Source organism: Jannaschia seohaensis (genome assembly GCF_900116765.1).
Taxonomy (GTDB): Bacteria; Pseudomonadota; Alphaproteobacteria; order Rhodobacterales; family Rhodobacteraceae; genus Jannaschia; species Jannaschia seohaensis.
Genome location: NZ_UETC01000002.1, coordinates 303933 through 323646, shown reverse-complemented (window position 1 = coordinate 323646; position 19714 = coordinate 303933). Strand labels below are relative to the sequence as shown.

At 67.0% G+C, this 19714-nt stretch carries 20 protein-coding genes; 17 read left to right on the top strand and 3 right to left on the bottom strand.

Features of this window, described 5'->3' with window-relative positions:
* Nucleotides 1-157: 157 nt before the first annotated feature.
* The 13 genes from DTQ71_RS06340 (at nucleotide 158) to ftsA (ending at nucleotide 13157) form a co-directional block, all read left to right on the top strand.
* Nucleotides 158-1207, top strand: coding sequence for a TRAP transporter substrate-binding protein (locus DTQ71_RS06340; protein WP_109563435.1), 1050 nt, complete (start codon nucleotides 158-160; stop codon nucleotides 1205-1207).
* A gap of 138 nt (nucleotides 1208-1345) precedes the next feature.
* Nucleotides 1346-2200 carry a TRAP transporter small permease subunit gene (locus tag DTQ71_RS06335; protein ID WP_109563434.1) on the top strand — a complete coding sequence of 285 codons (855 nt, stop codon included), beginning with the start codon at nucleotides 1346-1348 and terminating at the stop codon, nucleotides 2198-2200.
* The gene (locus DTQ71_RS06330; RefSeq protein ID WP_109563433.1) at nucleotides 2200-3648 is read left to right on the top strand and encodes a TRAP transporter large permease; all 1449 of its coding nucleotides are present in this window, start codon (nucleotides 2200-2202) and stop codon (nucleotides 3646-3648) included. The genes DTQ71_RS06335 and DTQ71_RS06330 overlap by 1 nt, the downstream gene beginning before the upstream one ends.
* A gap of 111 nt (nucleotides 3649-3759) precedes the next feature.
* Nucleotides 3760-4272, top strand: coding sequence for a copper chaperone PCu(A)C (locus DTQ71_RS06325; RefSeq protein ID WP_109563432.1), 513 nt, complete (start codon nucleotides 3760-3762; stop codon nucleotides 4270-4272).
* A 4-nt stretch (nucleotides 4273-4276) separates the two neighbouring features.
* On the top strand, nucleotides 4277-4873 hold the full coding sequence (locus tag DTQ71_RS06320) for an SCO family protein (RefSeq protein ID WP_109563431.1): 597 nt from the start codon (nucleotides 4277-4279) through the stop codon (nucleotides 4871-4873).
* A 143-nt stretch (nucleotides 4874-5016) separates the two neighbouring features.
* Nucleotides 5017-6186 (top strand): FtsW/RodA/SpoVE family cell cycle protein, encoded by a 1170-nt coding sequence (locus DTQ71_RS06315; RefSeq protein WP_109563430.1) that lies wholly within the window; start codon nucleotides 5017-5019, stop codon nucleotides 6184-6186.
* Nucleotides 6183-7271, top strand: a complete 1089-nt coding sequence (murG, locus tag DTQ71_RS06310; protein WP_109563429.1) for an undecaprenyldiphospho-muramoylpentapeptide beta-N-acetylglucosaminyltransferase — start codon at nucleotides 6183-6185, stop codon at nucleotides 7269-7271. The genes DTQ71_RS06315 and murG overlap by 4 nt, the downstream gene beginning before the upstream one ends.
* A gap of 14 nt (nucleotides 7272-7285) precedes the next feature.
* Nucleotides 7286-8686 carry a UDP-N-acetylmuramate--L-alanine ligase gene (gene murC / locus DTQ71_RS06305; RefSeq protein WP_407066397.1) on the top strand — a complete coding sequence of 467 codons (1401 nt, stop codon included), beginning with the start codon at nucleotides 7286-7288 and terminating at the stop codon, nucleotides 8684-8686.
* A 4-nt stretch (nucleotides 8687-8690) separates the two neighbouring features.
* Nucleotides 8691-8942 carry a DUF2484 family protein gene (locus DTQ71_RS06300; protein ID WP_170125315.1) on the top strand — a complete coding sequence of 84 codons (252 nt, stop codon included), beginning with the start codon at nucleotides 8691-8693 and terminating at the stop codon, nucleotides 8940-8942.
* Between the two features lie 75 nt (nucleotides 8943-9017).
* Nucleotides 9018-9944, top strand: a complete 927-nt coding sequence (gene murB / locus DTQ71_RS06295) for a UDP-N-acetylmuramate dehydrogenase (RefSeq protein ID WP_109563426.1) — start codon at nucleotides 9018-9020, stop codon at nucleotides 9942-9944.
* Nucleotides 9945-10054: 110 nt separating this feature from the next.
* Nucleotides 10055-10969, top strand: a complete 915-nt coding sequence (locus DTQ71_RS06290) for a D-alanine--D-alanine ligase (protein ID WP_109563425.1) — start codon at nucleotides 10055-10057, stop codon at nucleotides 10967-10969.
* Nucleotides 10957-11832, top strand: a complete 876-nt coding sequence (locus tag DTQ71_RS06285) for a cell division protein FtsQ/DivIB (RefSeq protein ID WP_109563424.1) — start codon at nucleotides 10957-10959, stop codon at nucleotides 11830-11832. Before DTQ71_RS06290 ends, DTQ71_RS06285 begins: the two co-directional genes overlap by 13 nt.
* Nucleotides 11829-13157 carry a cell division protein FtsA gene (gene ftsA / locus DTQ71_RS06280; RefSeq protein ID WP_109563423.1) on the top strand — a complete coding sequence of 443 codons (1329 nt, stop codon included), beginning with the start codon at nucleotides 11829-11831 and terminating at the stop codon, nucleotides 13155-13157. Before DTQ71_RS06285 ends, ftsA begins: the two co-directional genes overlap by 4 nt.
* A gap of 9 nt (nucleotides 13158-13166) precedes the next feature.
* Here the strand turns inward: ftsA and DTQ71_RS06275 are convergent, their stop codons facing one another.
* Nucleotides 13167-13370: a YgaP family membrane protein gene (locus DTQ71_RS06275; RefSeq protein ID WP_109563422.1), complete on the bottom strand. Its 204-nt coding sequence runs from the start codon at nucleotides 13368-13370 to the stop codon at nucleotides 13167-13169.
* A 273-nt stretch (nucleotides 13371-13643) separates the two neighbouring features.
* Here DTQ71_RS06275 and ftsZ point away from each other — a divergent pair, with 273 nt between their 5' ends.
* The 3 genes from ftsZ to DTQ71_RS06260 all read left to right on the top strand — a co-directional run bounded on the left by ftsZ (nucleotide 13644) and on the right by DTQ71_RS06260 (nucleotide 17463).
* The gene (ftsZ, locus tag DTQ71_RS06270; RefSeq protein WP_109563421.1) at nucleotides 13644-15239 is read left to right on the top strand and encodes a cell division protein FtsZ; all 1596 of its coding nucleotides are present in this window, start codon (nucleotides 13644-13646) and stop codon (nucleotides 15237-15239) included.
* A 370-nt stretch (nucleotides 15240-15609) separates the two neighbouring features.
* Nucleotides 15610-16524 carry a UDP-3-O-acyl-N-acetylglucosamine deacetylase gene (lpxC, locus tag DTQ71_RS06265; protein ID WP_109563420.1) on the top strand — a complete coding sequence of 305 codons (915 nt, stop codon included), beginning with the start codon at nucleotides 15610-15612 and terminating at the stop codon, nucleotides 16522-16524.
* Nucleotides 16525-16617: 93 nt separating this feature from the next.
* Nucleotides 16618-17463 (top strand): outer membrane protein assembly factor BamD, encoded by an 846-nt coding sequence (locus DTQ71_RS06260; RefSeq protein WP_109563767.1) that lies wholly within the window; start codon nucleotides 16618-16620, stop codon nucleotides 17461-17463.
* Here the strand turns inward: DTQ71_RS06260 and DTQ71_RS23105 are convergent.
* Together DTQ71_RS23105 and DTQ71_RS23400 are read right to left on the bottom strand one after the other, a co-directional pair.
* Nucleotides 17375-17896 carry a hypothetical protein gene (locus DTQ71_RS23105; RefSeq protein ID WP_146204807.1) on the bottom strand — a complete coding sequence of 174 codons (522 nt, stop codon included), beginning with the start codon at nucleotides 17894-17896 and terminating at the stop codon, nucleotides 17375-17377. The genes DTQ71_RS06260 and DTQ71_RS23105 overlap by 89 nt on opposite strands.
* A gap of 46 nt (nucleotides 17897-17942) precedes the next feature.
* The gene (locus tag DTQ71_RS23400; protein ID WP_109563419.1) at nucleotides 17943-18146 is read right to left on the bottom strand and encodes a hypothetical protein; all 204 of its coding nucleotides are present in this window, start codon (nucleotides 18144-18146) and stop codon (nucleotides 17943-17945) included.
* Nucleotides 18147-18724: 578 nt separating this feature from the next.
* On the opposite strand from DTQ71_RS23400, the gene DTQ71_RS06250 reads away from it, so the two are divergent.
* On the top strand, nucleotides 18725-19705 hold the full coding sequence (locus tag DTQ71_RS06250; RefSeq protein WP_170125314.1) for a calcium-binding protein: 981 nt from the start codon (nucleotides 18725-18727) through the stop codon (nucleotides 19703-19705).
* Nucleotides 19706-19714 lie beyond the last annotated feature (9 nt).

The window sequence follows — 19714 nt, the reverse complement described above, 5'->3', positions numbered from 1 at the left end:
TCAGATAGATTATTGCCCTGTCAACGCCTCAAATCGGCTGATTCGTGCTGGCCCCCAGCGGCGCGGAGCGGTAAAGAAACCTTACCAGTCGGGCGGGAGACCCCGGCGCAGGGGCAAAGCCCCGCTTGTTTGGGTTCAATAGGGAGGAACCAAGGATATGAAACTCAAGGCAATCGCCCTGGCCACCACGGCCGCGACCTCTATCGTCGGCGCCGCGCAGGCGCAGGAGGTCTTCGAGATGACCTCCGCCTTCGCGCGGAACCTGCCGATCCTCGGCACCGCCGGCGTCGACTTCGTCGAGAAGATCAATGCGATCTCCGAAGAGGTGGAGTTCGAGCATTTCGATCCGGGTGAGCTGGTGCCGACGCTGGAGGCGCTGGACGCCGTGTCCAACGGCTCGGTCGATGCGGCCTATACGACGTCGGGCTATTGGCAGGGCAAGATCACGGCCGCCTCGCTGTTTGCCGCCGTGCCCTTCGGCCCCGAGGCGGGCGAGTTCCTGGGTTGGATGCTCTATGACGACGGCGCCGAGATGTTCCAGCGCATGTATGACCAGAACGGCTACAACGTTCAGGTCCTGCCCTGCGGCATCATCGCGCCCGAGACCTCGGGCTGGTTCAAGAACGAGATCAACTCGCTCGAGGATCTGGAAGGCCTGAACATGCGCTTCTTCGGCCTGGGCGCCGAGGTGATGCAGAAGCTGGGCGTGTCGACCTCGCTGCTGGCCGGCGGCGACATCTTCCCGGCTCTGGAGCGCGGCGCCATCGACGCGACCGAGTTCTCCATGCCCCGCATCGACGCGCGGCTCGGCTTCCACCAGATCGCGAAGTACAACTACTTCCCCGGCTGGCACCAGCCCGCGACGCTGTTCGAACTGCTGATCAACAAGGACCGCTGGGAAGACCTGGACGAGCGCACGCAGGAGCAGATCCGCGTCGCCTGCCTGGCCAACATCACCACCAACTTCGCCGAAGGCGAGGCGACGAACTTCTCGGCCATGGTCGAGAACACCGAGCAGAACGGCGTGACGATCAAGACCTGGTCGCCCGAGATTCTGGCCGCCTTCGAAGATGCCTGGAACGAGGTCGCCGCCGAGCTCGCCGCCGAGGACGCCTACTTCGCCGAGGTGTGGGCCGACCTTCAGGAATATCGCGCCGGCTACAAGACCTGGGGTGACACGATCTACCTGCCGCGTCCGCGCAACTGATCGACCGCCCGCGTCTCGACGGAGGTGAAGGCGCGGGTTCGGGTCGATCCCGACCAGACCCCGAGGCGGGCGGTGCGAGCCGTCCGCCTCGACATTATACCGTGGGCGGCGCGCCGCCCTGATGCGAGGGGGACATCCATGAGCGATGCTATTCAGGCCGAGACGGTCGCGCAGGACGCGGGCGGCCCGGTCGTCGCCATCTCCGACCCCGGTGAGGTCGGTCGCGCCGAGCATAATCGCGGCGACCGCTTCATCGTGCAGGTCTCGAACTTCTTCGCCTGGATCTTTCCCATCCTGATGGTGGTGATCGTGGCGCAGGTGCTACTGCGGAACCTCGGACGGATCGGCATCGGACCCGGCAACCAGGCCTGGATGGACGATCTGCAATGGTGGCTCTACGGCGCCGCCGTCCTGATCGGCGTGGCCTATGCGGTCACGACGAACTCCCATGTGCGCGTCGACATCTTCTATGACGGCTATCCGGAGCGGAAGCAGCGCTGGATCGACATATTCGGCCTGTCCTGGCTGTTCCTGCCCTTCATCATCCTATGCTGGGACGTGACGCTGGCCTATGCGCTCCAATCCATCGCCTCCGGCGAAGGATCGAGCAGCCCGAACGGCCTCCACGGCCTCTACTTCCTCAAGAGCTTTGTGAACGTGGCGTTCCTGCTGGTCGCCGTCGCGACCTGGTTCGCCTATCTGCGGATGCTGGCGAAGGTGAAGAAGCCGACGCTCTGGAACCAGCTGGTCTATGCGCTGCCCTCGGTGGCCTTCGCGATCAACCTCGCGATCTACTACGCCGCGCTCGGCATCGCGATGCTCGTGACCGACGCCGAGACAGCGCGGGAAGCCAGCCGGACATGGTTCTTCGACGAGATCGATTTGCCGTTCAATCAAGAAATGAAGATAACCGTTCTCACCACGCTGATCGTCACGGCGGCGGTGCTGGCGGTCGTCTACCTGACGCGTGACAAGGACGGAGACGCCGCCTGATGGGACTGCTCGGATTTATCGGCCAGATCATGACCCTCAACGAGCTGGTCGTGCTGGTCATGTTCCTGACCTTCATCTGGATGCTGTTCCGCGGCATCCCGGTGGCTTTCGCCCTGGTCGGCGTGTCGCTGATCTATGCGCTTTTCGCCGAGATCTTCCTCGACCCCTATCGCCGGGCCTTCGAGGATATCATCGAGTTCGACCGGACCGGGATCGATTACCAACGCCTCTCGGTTCTCTCGAACCGGCTGTTCGGCAATATCGTGCAGAACCCGGTCCTCGTGGCGCTGCCGATGTTCATCTATATGGGCCTGATGCTGGACCAATCCGGTGTGGCGCAGCGCATGATGGTCTCGATGCAGAAGCTCTTCGGCGGCCTGCGGGGCGGCCTCGCGCTGACGGTTCTGCTGATCGGGATCATCCTGGCTGCCTCCACCGGCGTGATCGGCGCCTCGGTGACGCTGCTCGGCGTGATGGCGCTGCCGCAGATGATGCAGCAGGGCTATTCCAAGGAGATTTCCACGGGGACCATCGCGGCGGCCGGGACGCTGGGCATCCTGATCCCGCCCTCGATCATGCTCGTCATCATGTCGGATCAGCTGGCGATCTCGCTGGGCGACCTGTTCATGGGCGCGCTTTTTCCCGGGCTGATCCTTGGCGGCCTCTACATTGCCTTCATCGTTGTGTTCGGCCTGATCAAGCCGAGCGCCATGCCGGTCCCGCCCGATGCGGGCGAGATCTCCTGGCCGATCGTGAAGGAGGTGCTGCTGGCCGTCGTCCCGCCGCTCTTCCTGATCCTGCTGGTGCTCGGCTCGATCTTCGCGGGCCTCGCCACGCCGACGGAAGCCTCCGGCCTCGGCGCGATGGGGGCGACCTTGTTGGCGCTGGCCAATGGCAAGCTTAGCTTCAAGGTCTTCAAGGAGGTCGCCCGGTCCACCCTGAACACCGCAGGCTACATCGTCGGCATCTTCCTGGCGGCGAACTTCTTCGCGCTGGTGCTGCGGCGCTATGGCGGGGACGAGATCGTGCAGAGCCATGTTCTGGGGATCTTCGAGAACCCCTACATGATCGTCCTGTTCATCCTGTTCATCGTCTTCCTGCTGGGCTTCCTGCTGGACTGGATCGAGATCACGATCATCATCATGCCACTGATGCTGCCGATCATTCAGGGGCTAACCCTGGCGGTGCCCAGCTTCGATGTAGTGGCCGACCCGTCGGTGGTCTGGTTCGCGATCCTCGTGGCGGTGACACTACAGACATCGTTCCTAACGCCACCCGTGGGCTTCGCGCTGTTCTACCTCAAGGGCGTCTGCCCGCCGGGCGTCAGCTTGGGTCACATCTACCGCGGCGTCATCCCCTTCGTGCTGCTGCAGCTCACGGGCCTGGCGATCGTGTTCATGTTCCCTGCGCTCACGACCTGGTTGCCCTCGGTCGCCTACGGCAACTGAAGCGCGCCGGTCGCAACCTTCCAGGGCTGGAAGGTTGCGACCGGGTGTCGCTCTTGGAATTGCCGGGGGCGGGTGCCATGTGGCCTTCGATGCACAATTCGGAGTCGCCCGATGCGGAACCCCCTCGCTGCCTGCGCCCTGACCGTCTTCTCGGTCGCGGCCGTGACCTCGCCGCTCTGGGCCAGCGGTCCGGCCGCGACCTTGGGCCAACTCCACCTCTCCGCACCGATGCTGCGGGAGACCCCGCCGAACGCGCCCGTGGCGGGCGGCTTCCTGACCATTGAGAACCGGGGCGACAGCGACGACACGCTGATCGCCGCCTCGGTCGCGGGCGATTTCGTGGCTCGGGTCGAACTGCACGAGATGCGGATGAGCGAGGGCGTCATGTCCATGTCCGAGGTCGAGGGCGGGATCCCCGTCCCCGCGGGCGAGACGGTGACGCTGGCCCCCGGCGGGCTGCACCTGATGCTGATGGGCCTGACCGCGCCGCTGACCGCTGGCGAGGCCCATGAGGTGACGCTGACTTTCGCCGAGTCCGGCGAGGTGACGCTGGTCTTTCCCGTGATGACCCTGCCTGAGATTCGCGCTGCCTCCCAGACCGGCCAAGGAGCCCACGGGAACTGAGCGCATGGATCGTCGAACGCTTCTGACCCTGGGCTTGGGCGGCGGGGTGGCCGTGCTGGCCCTCGGCGCCGGTGTCGCCGTCCGCCAAGTGATGGAGAGCCGCCGCGCCGCGCGCGTGACGGGCACCAAGCTCGGCGCGCCCTTCCGCCTGACCGACCATAACGGCCAGCCCATCACCGAGGCGGCCTTCCAGGGCCGGCCCAGCCTGCTGTTCTTCGGTTTCACCCACTGTCCCGAGATCTGCCCAACCACGGTTTATGACATGGAGACCTGGCTGAGCGAGATGGACGTGGCCCCCGAAGCGCTTGGCGCCTATTTCGTGACCATCGACCCCGAGCGGGACACGTCGGAATTCCTCAAGAGCTACCTGGAACCGCAGAGCCACCGAATCCTCGGCATCACCGGCGAACCGGAGGCGGTCTGGGACATGGCCAAGTCCTGGCGGGTCTACTTCCAGAAGCGGCCTCTGGACGGGGGCGACTACACGATGGATCACTACGCCTCGATCTTCGTGCTCAATGCCCGCGGCGAGGTGGTCGACCTGATCCCCTACGGCACCGCCGCGGACGAGGCCAAGGCCAAGATCGCCGCGGTTCTCTAACCGCCACCTATGGGGCCGCCGCGCGCCGTTCGGCCACACTCCCCCAGTGGCTGCGGCGAAGGGTAGCGCGGCGCGAATCGCTCAGCTACACTGACCCGATCAGATCCGGACAACCGGACGGGCAGTCGAGTGCAGGCGGACCAATGACAGAGATTGCGCATGGCGCGGTCGTCGTCCTTCCGGGCGAGGCCATCCTTTCCCGATGGTGGCGGACGCTGGACAAGGGCGTGTTGCTCTGCGTTGCGATGCTGTTCGCCATCGGGATCGTGCTCGGGCTGGCCGCGTCCGTGCCCTTGGCGGAGCGCAACGGTCAGCCCCAGTTCTTCTATGTCGAGCGGCAGGCCATCTTCGGTGCGATGGCCTTCGCGGTCATGCTCGCGGTCTCGGCGATGTCGCCGCTCCTGGTGCGCCGTCTGGCGGTGCTGGGCTTTGCCGCCGCGCTGGTCGCGGTGATGCTTCTGCCGGTTCTGGGCACGGATTTCGGCAAGGGGGCGACCCGCTGGTATTCGCTGGGCTTCGCCTCGTTGCAGCCGTCTGAGTTTCTCAAGCCCGTTTTCATCACCGTCACCGCCTGGCTGATGGCCGCCGGCGTGGAGCCGGGCGGTCCCCCGGGCAAGACGATTAGCTTCGCCTTGTTGGGCATCGTCGTCGGGTTTCTGGCGCTTCAACCGGATTTCGGACAGGCGATGCTGACCATCGTCGCCTGGTCGGCGGTCTATTTCGTGGCCGGAGCGCCCATTCTGCTGCTAACCGGCGTGGTCGCCGCCGTGGGCGCGGTCGGTGTGATCGCCTACCAGAATTCCGAGCACTTCGCCCGCCGCATCGACGGCTTCCTGACGCCCGAGGTCGATCCCCGGACCCAGATGGGCTATGCGATCGACGCGATCCGCGAGGGCGGCTTCCTCGGCACCGGCGTCAACGAGGGCCGCGTGAAGTGGACGCTGCCCGACGCGCATACGGACTTCATCATCGCCGTCGCGGCCGAGGAATACGGCATGATCATGGTGCTGGCCGTCATCATCCTCTTCGCCACCATCACCTATCGCTCTCTCCTGCGTCTGTGCACGGAACGGGACGTGTTCATCCGGCTGGCCGGGACGGGGCTGACCGTGCTTCTGGCCTCTCAGGCGTTCATCAATCTGGGCGTCGCCGTCCGCCTGCTGCCCGCCAAGGGCATGACGCTGCCCTTCGTCAGCTATGGCGGCTCCTCGCTGATCGCGATGGGGCTCTTGATGGGGATGCTCCTGTCGTTCACGCGGCAGCGGCCGCAGGCCGAGATCGGCGACCACTTGCTATCGAACGGCTACCGATGAGCCCGCTGCTGGTCATCGCCGCTGGCGGCACGGGCGGGCATATGTTCCCCGCCCAGAGCCTCGCCGAGGAGATGCTGCGCCGTGGCTGGCGGGTGAAGCTCTCGACCGACGATCGGGGCGCGCGCTACGCGGGGAACTTCCCCGAGGATGTCGATATCGAGGTCGTGCCCTCGGCCACCTTCGCCCGTGGCGGCGCGCTGGCCAAGCTGCGCGTGCCTCTGAAGCTGACCGGCGGCGTGATGGCCGCGCTGCGCAATTTCCGCGCCGACCGACCGGCGGCGGTGGCGGGCTTTGGCGGCTACCCCTCGATTCCGGCGCTGGCGGCGGCGGTGCTGCTCAAGCTGCCCCGCCTCCTGCATGAGCAGAACGGCATCCTGGGCCGCGTGAACCAGATCTTCGCCCCCCGCGTCGATGCCGTCGCTTGCGGCACCTGGCCGACCGCCCTGCCGAAAGGGGTCGAGGGCCTGCATGTCGGCAACCCGGTCCGCGACGCGATCCTGCGCCGCGCGAACGCGCCCTATATCGCGCCGGGCGATCACCCGATGTCGATCCTGGTGATTGGCGGCAGCCAGGGCGCGCGCATTCTTTCGGACGTGGTGCCCGAAGCGCTGGCCAATCTGCCGGAGGCCATCCGCCGCCACATCCGGGTCGCCCATCAGGCCCGACCCGAGGACGAGGCGCGCGTCGCGTCCTTTTACGCCGAGGCCGGAATCGACGCCGAGGTGCGCAGCTTCTTCGACGACGTGCCCACACGAATGGCCGACGCGCAGCTCGTCATCTGCCGCTCCGGCGCCTCGACCGTAGCCGATCTGGCGACCATCGGCCGCCCCTCGATCCTGATCCCCTACGCGGCCGCGGCGGGCGATCATCAGACGGCCAATGCCCGCGGCCTGGTCGAGGCCGGGGCCGCGATCATGATGCCGGAATCGAAACTCACCGCCGCCAGCCTCGCCGAGCAGGCCGAGCTGATCCTCTCCAACCCAGACGGGGCCGCGCGCATGGCCCGCGCCGCGCACTCGACCGCCGTGCCGGATGCGGCTATGCGGCTCGCGGACCTCGTCCAATCCGTGAGCCACCAGAGATGAATGCGATCTTCCAGATGAAAGCGACCAAGCTTCCGACTAAGATGGGCCCGATCCACTTCGTGGGGATCGGCGGGATCGGCATGTCGGGCATCGCCGAGGTGCTCCTGTCACATGGCTACACGGTCCAGGGCTCGGATCTGAAGGCGTCGAAGATCACCAAGCGGCTGGAGAAGCTGGGCGCCAAGGTCTTCGTCGGCCAGACCGCCGAGAACCTTGAGGGCGCGGAGGTCATCGTCATCTCCTCGGCGATCAAGCCGGGCAACCCGGAGTTGGACGCCGCGCGCGCCCAGGGCCTGCCGGTCGTCCGCCGCGCCGAAATGCTGGCGGAGCTGATGCGGCTCAAGTCCAATGTCGCCGTCGCCGGAACGCATGGCAAGACGACGACGACGACGATGGTCGCCGCCCTGCTGGACGCGGGCGAGATGGACCCGACCGTGATCAATGGCGGCATCATCCATGCTTACGACTCGAACGCCCGCATGGGGCAGGGGGAGTGGATGGTGGTGGAGGCCGATGAGAGCGACGGCACCTTCAACCGCCTGCCCGCGACCATCGCCATCGTGACGAATATCGACCCCGAGCACATGGAGCATTGGGGGACCATCGAGAACCTGCGCAAGGGCTTCACCGATTTCGTCTCCAACGTCCCGTTCTACGGGCTGGCCGTCTGCTGCACCGACCATCCCGAGGTCCGCGCCCTGGTCGGCCGCGTCACCGACCGGCGCGTCGTGACCTTCGGCTTCAACGCCCAGGCGGATGTGCGGGCCGTGGGGCTGCGCTATGAGGCCGGGGTCGCGCATTTCGACATCCAGTTGCAGGGCGAAGGCGCGGTGATCGAGGGCTGCTCGCTGCCAATGCCGGGCGATCACAATGTCTCCAACGCGCTGTCGGCCGTGGCGGTCGCGCGGGAGCTGGGCGTCCCCCACGACGTCATCCGAGAGGGCCTCGCGCGCTTCGGCGGGGTCAACCGCCGGTTCACCCGCGTGGGCGAATGGAACGGCGTTCCGATCATCGACGATTATGGCCACCACCCGGTGGAGATCGCAGCCGTCATCAAGGCGGCCCGCCAGTCCATCGCCGAAGGCAGCCGCGTGATCGCCATCCATCAGCCCCACCGCTACTCGCGGCTGCATTCGCTCTTCGACGAGTTCTGCGGCTGCTTTTCGGAGGCGGACGTGGTCGGGATCGCGGAGGTCTTCCCCGCGGGCGAGGAGCCGATTGAGGGCGCGTCCCGCGACGACCTCGTGCACGGGCTGATCCGCACCGGCCACCGCCACGCCCGCGCTGTCACCGACGAGGCCGACCTGGCACGGCTGGTCAAGGAGCAGGCGCGGCCCGGCGACATCGTGGTCTGCCTGGGCGCCGGCACGATCTCGGCCTGGGCCAATGCCCTACCCGAGGCGCTGGGGGGCTGATCCCGTGGCCCTAGTCGCGCTCTGCCTCTGGGTGGTCGTGGCCTGGGTGCTGATGGTCGTCCTAACCTCCAAGCAATCCTGGCCCGCCGCCTACGGGCTGATCGCCGTGGGTGTACCGCTTCTGGTCTGGATCTGGGTCAGCCAGGGCTGGGTCTGGGCGCTGATCGGAGCCGGGGTCATGGGCAGCGTGCTGCGTTGGCCGTTGCGTTATGGTTGGCGCTGGGTGATGGCGCGGCTCGGACGGCCGACGGAGTAGGGCGTCCGGTTTTCCGGCCCGCGCGCCTGACCCGGTCGCTTGTCCTGGCGCGACAGGCTGAATATCCCCACCGGCATGACCTCCTATCCCGAGACCCGTGGCCCGCTGACGACCGACCGTCCCCTCGCCGACCTCACCTGGTTGCGGGTCGGCGGACCCGCCGATGCCTTCTTCCAGCCCGCCGACCGGGACGATCTCGCGCAGTTTCTCGCCGCGCTCGACCCGTCCGTGCCCGTCTTCCCGATGGGCGTCGGCTCGAACCTGATCGTGCGGGATGGCGGCCTGCGGGCCGTGGTGATCCGCCTGGGGCGGGGCTTCAACGCCATCGAGATCGAGGGCGACCTCGTTCATGCGGGGGCCGCGGCGCTCGATGCGCATGTCGCGCGCCGCGCGGCGCAGGCGGGCAGGGATCTCACCTTCCTGCGGACGATCCCGGGGTCGATCGGAGGGGCGGTGGCGATGAATGCGGGGTGCTACGGAACTTACGTGGCGGATCACCTCGTAGAAATCCAGGCAGTGAGTCGCGCGGGTCACACCCTGACGCTGCCGGCCGCGGCGTTGAACCTCGCCTACCGGTCGTCGGACCTGCCTGACGGCGCCGTCGTTACCCGCGCCACCTTCCGCGCGCCGGCGGGCGACCCCGCCGCCCTGGAGGCCCGCATGGCCGAGCAGATCGCCAAGCGCGACGCGACCCAACCCACCAAGGAGCGCAGCGCCGGGAGCACCTTCCGCAACCCCGCCGGATACTCCTCGACCGGCCGCGCCGACGACACCCATGAGCTCAAGGCGTGGAAGGTCATCGATGAGGCCGGGATGCGCGGCGCGACAAAGGGTGGGGCAATCATGTCGCCCAAGCACTCGAACTTCCTCGTCAATCGGGGCGGCGCCACGGCGGCCGATCTCGAATCACTTGGCGAAGACGTCAGAAAGAGGGTTCACGAGACGAGCGGAATATCGCTAATATGGGAGATCAAGCGGGTCGGAGAGCCCGCCGGGGACTGAGGGCCCCGATCCCCGATCAGGTCCGTCAGAGATCGCCCGCACTGGGCACGGGGCAAACACAATAAGCCGAGGCGCAAGAAAGCGACCCGGTGAGGCGCAGGAAAGCAGGTATGTCGGGCAGGGCATCCTCGAAAATCGCCGTCCTGATGGGCGGTCCCTCCTCGGAGCGCGACGTCTCGCTCTCCACCGGCCGTGGCTGTGCTGAAGCGCTGCGCGGAGAAGGCTATCGCGTTTTCGAAGTCGACGCGGGCGCCGATCTCCCGGAGCGCCTAGCGGAGCTACGGCCGGATATCGTCTTCAACGCCTTGCATGGGCGCTGGGGCGAGGATGGGTGCGTTCAGGGGCTGCTGGAATGGCTGCGCCTGCCCTATACGCATTCCGGCGTGCTGGCCTCGGCCACCGCCATGGACAAGACGCGGTCGAAGGACATCTTCCGCGCCCACGGGCTGCCCGTGGTCGACAGCATCATCGTCAGCCGCGATGCCGCGCAGGCGGCCCATGCGATGACCCCGCCCTATGTCGTAAAGCCGAATGCCGAGGGCTCCTCGGTCGGCATCTACATCGTCCACGAGGGGGCGAACGGCCCGCCCAAGCTGGCCGACACCATGCCGGCGGAGGTCATGGTCGAGACCTACGCGCCCGGGCGCGAGCTGACCTGCACCGTGCTGGGCGACGAGGCGCTGACAGTCACCGAGATTCTGACCGACGGCTGGTACGACTACGAGGCGAAATATGCCGAGGGCGGCTCCGCTCATGTGCTGCCGGCCGATTTGCCCGCCGAGATCTTCACGGCCTGCCAGGACTACGCGCTGCGCGCCCATCGCGCGCTGGGCTGCCGGTCGATCAGCCGCACCGATTTCCGCTGGGACGAGAGCCGGGGCCTGGACGGGCTGATCCTTCTGGAGACGAACACCCAGCCCGGGATGACGCCGACCTCTCTCAGTCCCGAGCAGGCGCAGCATGCGGGGCTGACCTTCGGGCAGCTCTGCGTCCGGTTGGTGGAGGACGCGTCATGCGACCGGTGAAGGACCCCGCGCCCTCCAAGCTCGACTACCGGATGCAGCGTCTGTGGCTGACGCCCATGTTCCGCTGGCTGGTGCGCTGGGGCTTTCCGGGCTTCGCCGTTCTGGCGGCGGCGGTCTGGTACATCGACGACGAGGCACGCCAGACCGCCATCGTCGACCGTTGGGAGGAGCTGATCCGTTCGGTGCAGGACCGGCCGGAATTCATGGTCTCGCTCCTGCGTATTGAGGGCGCGTCCAAGCAGCTCCAGGAAGACATCCAGGAAGTGCTCCCCGTCGATCTGCCGCTGTCCCAGTTCCAGTTGGACACCGCCGCGCTGCGTGCCAAGCTGGAAGAACTGGACCCGGTGAAGCGCGCCGAGGTGCGCATCCGCTCCGGCGGCGTTCTGCTGCTCAAGGTGACGGAGCGGGAGCCGGCCTTGGCCTGGAAGCACGAGGGCCGGATCACCGCGCTGGATGCGACGGGCCATCACGTGGCCCAGCTCGACGACATCTCCATGGCCGGAGCCCTGCCGCTGATCGCGGGCGAGGGCGCTGATCGCGAGGCCGCGCAGGCGCTGGATCTGATCGCCGCCGCCGCCCCAGTGGCCGACCGGCTGGTCGGGCTGACCCGTGTCGGCGCGCGCCGCTGGGACGTGGTGTTGACCCGCGACCAGCGCATCCTGTTGCCCGAAGAGGCGCCCGCCGCCGCGCTCGACCGCGTGCTGGCCATGCATTCCGCGACCGACCTGCTGGCCCGCGACGTGACCGTCGTGGACCTCAGGCTCGGCGACCGCCCCACCCTCCGGCTGTCCGACCCTGCGCGCGAAGAGCTCAAGCGCCTCCAGGATCTCGAACGGCTGAGCTATGAGAAGGACGACGAATGAGCCGTGTGTTCCAAGCCCAGCGCGCGATGCGCCGCAAGCGTCAGGCCGCGCTGCAACGTGGCGTCGTGGCGATCCTGGACGTGGGCACGCATAAGACGGCCTGTCTCGTCCTCCGCTTCGAGGAGAATACGCCCCAGGGCGAGGGCGTGGGCCATATGGCCGGCCAGTCGAATTTCCGGGTGATCGGCGCCACCACGACGCGGTCCCGCGGCATCCGCATGGGCGAGGTCGACGCCATGCCCGAGACCGAGCGCGCGATCCGCACCGCCGTGCAGGGCGCGCAGAAGATGGCGGGGGTGCGCGTCGATCATGTCATCGCCTGCTTCTCCGGCGGCCGGCCCGGCAGCCTGGGCCTTTCGGGCGAGGTCATGCTGGAATCCGGCCCCTGCACCGTCCACGACGTGGGCCGCGTTCTGGCCTCGGTCGACGCACCCGATCTGGGGGAGGGGCGGGAGATCCTGCACGCCCAGCCCGTCAATTTCGGCATCGACCACCGCACGACCCTCCGCGATCCCCGGGGCCAGACCGGCGAGATCCTGCGGGCCGATGTCCACATGCTCTCGGTCGACGCCTTCGCCATCGAGAGCCTGCTCACTTGCATTCACCGCTGCGATCTTGAGCTGGCGGGTTTGGCCTCCGCCCCCTATGCGGCGGCCACCAGCGCGCTGGTCGAGGACGAAAAGGAACTCGGCGCCGCCTGCATCGACATGGGCGGCGGGACCACCGGCATCTCGATTTTCATGCGCAAGCACATGGTCTTCGCCGACACCGTCCGGATGGGCGGCGACCATGTGACCTCCGATATCTCGCAAGGCTTCCTGATCCCGCGCGAGATGGCCGAGATGATCAAGACGCGCTACGGCGGCGTCGTCGCCACCGGCATGGACGACCGCGAGCAGATCGCGCTGGAGGGCGAGACCGGCGATTGGCACCATGACCGCCGCACCATCACGCGGACCGATCTGATCGGTGTCATCCGGCCCCGGGTCGAGGAGATCCTGGAGGAGGTGCGCGCGCGTCTCGACGCGGCTGGCTTCCGCGATCTGCCGTCGCAGCGGATCGTGCTGACCGGCGGCGCGTCCCAGACCCCGGGGCTCGACGCGCTGGCGGCGCGGGTGCTGGGCAATCAGGTGCGTCTTGGCCGCCCGCTCAGGGTTCAGGGCTTGCCCGAGGCGGCCAAGGGGCCTGCTTTCGCCGCCTGTGTGGGGCTCTGCATGCAGGGTGCCGAGCCGCAGGACGAATTCTGGGATTTCGACTACATCCCCGCCCGCACCCACGGCGCGCCGCTGCGCCGCGCCGTGCGTTGGTTCAAGGACAATTGGTGATGGGGCGGATCAGGCGAAGCCGGCCTTGGTCGGCAGCCCCATCTTCTTGAGCGTCATCACCACCGGGCAGATGCCGGTAAAGGATGCCTGGATCAGATGCGCGCCCAGGATGCCGGTCAGCCAGAGCCATTTGATGCTGACGGTGACCGCCAGAAGGACACTGGCCAGCACAATGACGCCGACAACGAGAAGGATCGTTCGCTCTACGGTCATGTCGAGACCTCCCTTGATGTAGCGAAGACAGCATCGCTCCGCGCCCGCGTTCTGGCAAGGCCGACACGGGGGGGCGGGGCAGGGCGGTCGGCGCTCGGCTGCGGCGCCGGATGGCGGCGTTGCTGATCTGCCAAAAGTCGACATGCCGATTCGTTTTTGGTGGTGACGCGTGGCAACACCCTCGCTAAACTGTGACGCTAAGAAGGCGACGCGAGATCGTCCGAGAACGTGAGCAGAGGCCTGTGGCGGGCCATCAATACAGGTGGATCAACGATGACATTGAATCTCTCCATGCCCGGCGGGACCGCCGAGCTCGACCTCCGTCCGCGTATCACCGTTTTCGGTGTCGGAGGGGCGGGCGGGAATGCCGTCAACAACATGATCCAGAAAGATCTGGAGGGGGTTGAGTTCGTCGTCGCCAATACCGACGCTCAGGCGCTCCAGCAGAACCAGGCCCAGGCCCGCATCCAGTTGGGCGTGCACGTCACCGAGGGTCTGGGCGCGGGCGCGCGGCCGCAGGTCGGCGCCTCTGCCGCCGAGGAATCCATCGAAGAGATCGTGGCCCGTCTCGACGGCGCGCATATGTGCTTCATCACCGCCGGCATGGGCGGCGGCACCGGCACCGGCGCCGCGCCGATCATCGCGCAGGCCGCCCGCGAGCTAGGCATCCTAACCGTCGGAGTCGTCACCAAGCCGTTCCAGTTCGAGGGCGCCAAGCGGATGCGCCAAGCCGAGGCCGGCGTCGAGGCGCTGCAAAAGGTCGTCGACACGCTGATCATCATCCCGAATCAGAACCTGTTCCGCCTTGCGACCGAGCGGACGACCTTCACCGAGGCGTTCTCGCTCGCCGACGATGTGCTCTATCAGGGCGTCAAGGGCGTGACTGATCTCATGGTCCGTCCGGGCATGATCAACCTGGACTTCGCCGACGTCCGTTCCGTCATGGACGAGATGGGCAAGGCCATGATGGGCACCGGCGAGGGTGAGGGCGAGGACCGCGCCATCGAGGCCGCCGAAAAGGCCATCGCCAACCCGCTGCTCGACGAGCTGTCGCTGAAGGGCGCCAAGGGCGTGCTGATCAACATCACCGGTGGCTACGACCTGACGCTGTTCGAGATGGACGAGGCCGCGAACCGCATCCGCCAGGAGGTGGACGAGGACGCCAACATCATCGTCGGCTCCACGCTTGAGCCTGAGATGGAAGGCATGATGCGCGTCTCCGTCGTGGCCACGGGGATCGACGCCGCCGCCAGCCAGGAGATGCCGGTCCCGCGCCGCCGCCTGTCCGAGGCCGCTGTCCCGGTGGAAGCGCCTGCCGCGCCCGCCCCGGTCGCCCGCCAGCCGGAGCCCGAGCCTGCCCCGGCGCCCGTCGCCGCGCGGACCGAACCGGAGGAGCCGAACTTCTTCGACGCGGCCGCCGCGGCGGCCGAAGAAGAGGAAGTCCCGGTCGAGGATTTCTTCAGCCACCGCCCGTCGCCCCAGCCCGAGGCGCCCGTCTATCGCGCCGCGGCGCAGAGCGAGCCGGCGCAAGCGGCCGAGCCCGCGGCGAGCTTCACCGCCCCGCGCCCCGGCTCGCCGTCGCCCGAAACCATGGAGCGCCTGCGCGCTGCCGTGCTGCGCGGTGAGCGCTCCGAGCGGGGCGCCGAAGCGCCCGCCGCCCCGCGCGCTGCCGCTCCCCGCACGCCCTCCGCGCCGTCGGGCGAGCATCACGGCCAGCGCTTCGGCATCGGTTCCCTGATCAACCGGATGACCGGGTCCGGCGATGGCGCTCCGGTCGAGCCTCAGGCGCCGAAGCGCCCGGCCGCTGCCGCCGAGCCCGAAGAAGAGCGGATCGAGATCCCGGCCTTCCTGCGCCGTCAGGCCAACTGACCGCAGTCTTCAAAGACCCAAAGCGACGGGCGGCGGCCTCCTTCGGGGGGCCGCCGTCATCCGTTTCGGACCGGACGTGCGGGCGCCTCGACTGTCTCGGGATGGCAACGGACTGACGTAATTCCGTTCCCACGTCATCACGAAGGGGCGCCGGCAAGGCACCGGGTCACGCATCCGTGCCCGGATGTGACGTTGATTTCTCTGCAAATTTAGAGCGCATCTTTGGGATCGGCGCATTTCCGCCACTGCCCTCGGTGGCCTGTTTCAGTCCGTAACCATGGTTGAATTGTGCTGCGGACCGCACCGCCATAGCTGACCCTCGACAGAGGAGGCGCCACGACCTCCCGCCAAAAAGACGAGGTCGACGCAGATGCAAACCACGGTCAAATCCGTCATCCGGCTCAGCGGCGTCGGTCTCCATTCCGGCCTGCCCGCCCGCATCGCGATCCATCCGGCCGGCGCCCATCACGGGGTCTGGTTCCGCCGCACCGATGTCGACGGGGACAACATGATCCCCGCCCGTCACAACCTCGTGCAGACCTCGCCGCTCTGCACGCTGCTCGTCAACGAGGCCGGGGTGTCCGTCTCGACGGTCGAGCATGTCATGGCCGCGCTGGCCGGCTGCGGCGTCCTCAACGCGATCGTCGAGATCGACGGGCCGGAGGTGCCGATCCTCGACGGCTCCGCCGCCGAATTCGTGCGCGCCATTCTCAAGGCCGGCATCCGCCGCCAGGCCATGCCCGTCCACGCCATCGAGGTGCTGCGCCGGGTCTCGGTGACCGATGGAGAGCGGACCGCCGTTCTGGAGCCCGCGAGCGAGCTGGAAATCGACTTCTCGATCGATTTCGCCGACCGGGCGATCGGCCGGCAGCACAAGGTGTTGCGGCTGTCGAACGGCACCTTCGTGCGCGAGCTCTGCGACAGCCGGACCTTCTGCCGTCAGCAGGATGTCGACGCGATGCGCGCCGCCGGCAAGGCGCTGGGCGGCTCGCTCGACAATGCCGTGGTGTTCGATGGCGACCGGGTGGTAAATCCGGGCGGCCTGCGCCACGCGGACGAAGCGGTGCGCCACAAGATGCTGGACGCGCTGGGCGATCTGGCTCTGGCCGGTGCGCCGATCCTGGGCCGCTTCACCTCGATCCGCGGCGGGCACGAGATGACGAACCGTCTGCTGCATGCGCTCTTTGCCGACCCGCTCGCCTACCGGGTTCGCACCCTCTCCGAAGGGGAGTGCGACGTGCTTCCCGGCGCGGGGCTGGAAAAGGATGTGTTCGCGCATCTCTGACGGATGATCCTCCGCCCGATGCTTCACACCCCCGCCGGTCCCGCCTATACCTGCGACACGCCCGACAGGGCAGACCGGGCAAGGGACGCGACCATGAGGACAAGCCGGACGGGCAGGCTGAGAAGCGCCCCGGTGATCGCCATCTGCGGCGCGCTGGTGCTGGCCGCCTGCGGTCGTGGCGACCAGGAGCTGTCGATCGAGGACACCGCGCCCGAGGTCATCTTCCAGCAGGCCGAGCGGGAGCTCGATCGCGGCGATCCCGACGACGCCGCGCAGCTTTTCGCCGAGATCGAGCGGCTCTACCCGTTCTCCGAATGGGCGCGGCGCGGCCTGATCATGCAGGCCTTCGCCTACCATGCCGACCGCGACTACGAGAACGCCCGCGCCGCCGCGCAGCGCTTCATCGACTTCTATCCGGCGGATGAGGACGCGGCTTACGCCCAGTATCTCTTGGCGCTCACCTATTACGACCAGATCGACCAGGTCGGCCGCGACCAGGGCCTGACCTTCCAGGCGCTCTCGGCGCTGCGCACCGTGATCGAGCGCTATCCCGAAAGCGAATACGCGCGCTCCAGCATCCTCAAGTTCGATCTGGCCTTCGACCATCTCGCGTCGAAGGAGATGGAGATCGGCCGCTACTACCTGAAGCGGGGCCACTACCCGGCCGCCATCAACCGCTTCCGCGCCGTCGTGGAGGAGTTTCAGACCACGACCCACACGCCCGAGGCGCTGATGCGGCTGGTCGAGGCCTATCTCGCCCTGGGACTGACCGACGAGGCGCAGACGGCCGGCGCGATCCTGGGCTACAACTTCCAGTCCTCGCCCTTCTACGACGACGCCTACCGCCAGCTCACCGGCCAGGGGTTGGCACCCGAAGCCGCAGGGACGGGTTGGCTGCGCTCGATCTATGACCGGACGATCCGGGGACGCTGGCTGTAGCGGGGCTGCTACCACTGCGCCGGCCTTGAGGCCGGTCTACTTTCGGCAGATGCCCGCGGCGAAATAGGTTTTGCCGGCCATGGCGAGCCCCCCAATCGACATGCAGCCAATCGCGCAGCCAGCGCTGCTCGTTTTCGCCCTTTGCGTAGGAGACGGCGTTTCCCAGCGCCATCATATAGATCAGGCCGCCAATGGGTTGGATCGTCCTGTCCGAGAACTGCGCGCGGATGGCGGGCAGGGTCCGCTCGCTATCAACGGATTCGGAGGGTTCATGGTCGATCATCTCCTCCTCGATCGGGCACCAGATCGCCGATTTCAGTCGGTAGCCTTGTTCCAGCGCAGGCGCGCGCGTCGATTTCGGGATCGACCGCCGGGCCATTTGCGCGATCTCTTGATCCTCTTCCGGCCATTGGAAGCGCCGCGGGGCCGACATACTCGTTGAAGGCGAAAACCCCGCCAGGCCGCATGGCCCTATGAGACTAGGCTACAGCGGCCGGGACGTCGAACATGTGGTGCAGTGCGGCGTGCCAATAGACAAGGTTGTAGACCTCTTCCGGCTGCGTCTCGAATGCATCGCTCGTCCCGAAGGTAACTCTATCCTCCAGCCCGAGCTTGGCGGCATCCTGCAGCGCCTCGTCCCTGCGGGCCGTAGTGAGGTCGTAGAGGTCGAACTGCTTTGCCAACCCGGATTTCAGCAGATTGAGTTCTTTCGTCGCGATACCGCAGCCGACGGAGATGCCACGTTCGTATGGTGCGTCTGACAGGTGACTGGCGAGAGCCAGGTGTCGTATTCGTAACGGCCTGTATCCCGGATGATCCCAAAGGCGGTCCGATTGACATGAGTCCAGACGGCCTTGCTCTTCCACCATCGGGGGTGCACGCGGCTGTTGGGGGCTTGCTGGCGGTTCCAACGATTACGGATCGCTTCGGTCGTACTGTCGGACAAGTCCGAGATCCTTTCCGCAATTCCGCACCCCGATGTCGCCCGGAACGCGTCACAAAGCCGGACGTTGCGCAGCACAGAGAGTGATGCCAAACCCCCTGCCCGCGGATGGGCGTGATACGGAAATCCGGGGGACCGATCCCAGGAAATTATCGCGTCCTGCTCCGCCTCGCCGATATCCGCGACCCCGCCCATCATCGACCGTCTCTCGCTGGCTGTAGGGCGCAAGACACGGGGGAGGGGCCAGACCGGTTGTCCTCGCGCCCAAATTCGTTCTAGGATTGAGTGCGCATGCCACACTGCCAATGGAGTGCTGCGATGTGTCCCCTTCCTTCCGGCCTCCCAGATCCGCGCCTCGCATTCCTGACCGGCCCGGAGCCGGGCGTCTCCACCACACCGACCGAGGGAGACGACTATCTCTCGTTCCAGCATACGAACCTCGATGGCGAAGACTTCGCCATCTATGGCGAGCGCGGCACCGACGGTCTGGGCGGAAACGATACGCTCTATGCGGGCACGCCGGTGGGGGAAGGGATCGGCGGCCCCGGGGACGATGTCCTGATCGGGTCGTTGGAGCGGGGCGATACTCCGAACGTTATCCTTTGGGGCGGTGAGGGCAACGACACCCTCTATTCCGGGGCAAATGGCACGTCCATGTGGGGTGGGCCCGGCGATGACGTCTATCACGTGTTTCCCGTCGGGATCGATGACTTCAACCCGCGCACGCGGGACGACATGAGCACCGGTCCCGAAAACCATCTGCCGATATTCACGGATGCGGGCTTTGACACCGTGTTCCAATATGGTGACGTCGAAATCCAGATGAGCGGCATCGACCGGATCGTTGCCGTGCCCGGCGCTGGCAGCATGTGGCTCGTCGCCGAACCCCCCTATGCGCGAGAAGACACCGAGCTCGTCGGCAACGAAGGGCGGAACGTTCTGATCGGATGGGGCGGGATGGACGTCCTGACCGGGGGCGCGGGCCGGGACTACTTCGTGATCGGGGGCGACCCGTTCATCGAGGAGGAGGACGATCTTCGCGTCACGATCACCGATTTCGACGATATGGACCGGCTGGTCTTCGACGACGCGCTGCTGCTCGACGACACCGCCGCCGATCCGCGGGTCCGGGCGATGACCGAGGCAGAGGTTGTCGGTTTTCTCGAAAGCGGCGTTGCGGCCTATCGCAAATCCACAGGCCAGATTTCCATCGACTGGGATCGGGATGGAACGCTGGAAGTGGTGGCGGAGCTTGGCGCGGGCACCAGGATCGAGTTCGACGACCTCTTCTGGGCGTGACGGTCACCG

Bases quoted from the DNA above. Each gene is read 5' to 3' on its own strand.
- DTQ71_RS06340 (WP_109563435.1), top strand. From the start codon at position 158: ATGAAACTCAAGGCAATCGCCCTGGCCACCACGGCCGCGACCTCTATC.
- DTQ71_RS06335 (WP_109563434.1), top strand. From the start codon at position 1,346: ATGAGCGATGCTATTCAGGCCGAGACGGTCGCGCAGGACGCGGGCGGC.
- DTQ71_RS06330 (WP_109563433.1), top strand. From the start codon at position 2,200: ATGGGACTGCTCGGATTTATCGGCCAGATCATGACCCTCAACGAGCTG.
- DTQ71_RS06325 (WP_109563432.1), top strand. From the start codon at position 3,760: ATGCGGAACCCCCTCGCTGCCTGCGCCCTGACCGTCTTCTCGGTCGCG.
- DTQ71_RS06320 (WP_109563431.1), top strand. From the start codon at position 4,277: ATGGATCGTCGAACGCTTCTGACCCTGGGCTTGGGCGGCGGGGTGGCC.
- DTQ71_RS06315 (WP_109563430.1), top strand. From the start codon at position 5,017: ATGACAGAGATTGCGCATGGCGCGGTCGTCGTCCTTCCGGGCGAGGCC.
- murG (WP_109563429.1), top strand. From the start codon at position 6,183: ATGAGCCCGCTGCTGGTCATCGCCGCTGGCGGCACGGGCGGGCATATG.
- murC (WP_407066397.1), top strand. From the start codon at position 7,286: ATGAAAGCGACCAAGCTTCCGACTAAGATGGGCCCGATCCACTTCGTG.
- murB (WP_109563426.1), top strand. From the start codon at position 9,018: ATGACCTCCTATCCCGAGACCCGTGGCCCGCTGACGACCGACCGTCCC.
- DTQ71_RS06290 (WP_109563425.1), top strand. From the start codon at position 10,055: ATGTCGGGCAGGGCATCCTCGAAAATCGCCGTCCTGATGGGCGGTCCC.
- DTQ71_RS06285 (WP_109563424.1), top strand. From the start codon at position 10,957: ATGCGACCGGTGAAGGACCCCGCGCCCTCCAAGCTCGACTACCGGATG.
- ftsA (WP_109563423.1), top strand. From the start codon at position 11,829: ATGAGCCGTGTGTTCCAAGCCCAGCGCGCGATGCGCCGCAAGCGTCAG.
- DTQ71_RS06275 (WP_109563422.1), bottom strand. From the start codon at position 13,370: ATGACCGTAGAGCGAACGATCCTTCTCGTTGTCGGCGTCATTGTGCTG.
- ftsZ (WP_109563421.1), top strand. From the start codon at position 13,644: ATGACATTGAATCTCTCCATGCCCGGCGGGACCGCCGAGCTCGACCTC.
- lpxC (WP_109563420.1), top strand. From the start codon at position 15,610: ATGCAAACCACGGTCAAATCCGTCATCCGGCTCAGCGGCGTCGGTCTC.
- DTQ71_RS06260 (WP_109563767.1), top strand. From the start codon at position 16,618: ATGAGGACAAGCCGGACGGGCAGGCTGAGAAGCGCCCCGGTGATCGCC.
- DTQ71_RS23105 (WP_146204807.1), bottom strand. From the start codon at position 17,896: ATGTCGGCCCCGCGGCGCTTCCAATGGCCGGAAGAGGATCAAGAGATC.
- DTQ71_RS06250 (WP_170125314.1), top strand. From the start codon at position 18,725: ATGTGTCCCCTTCCTTCCGGCCTCCCAGATCCGCGCCTCGCATTCCTG.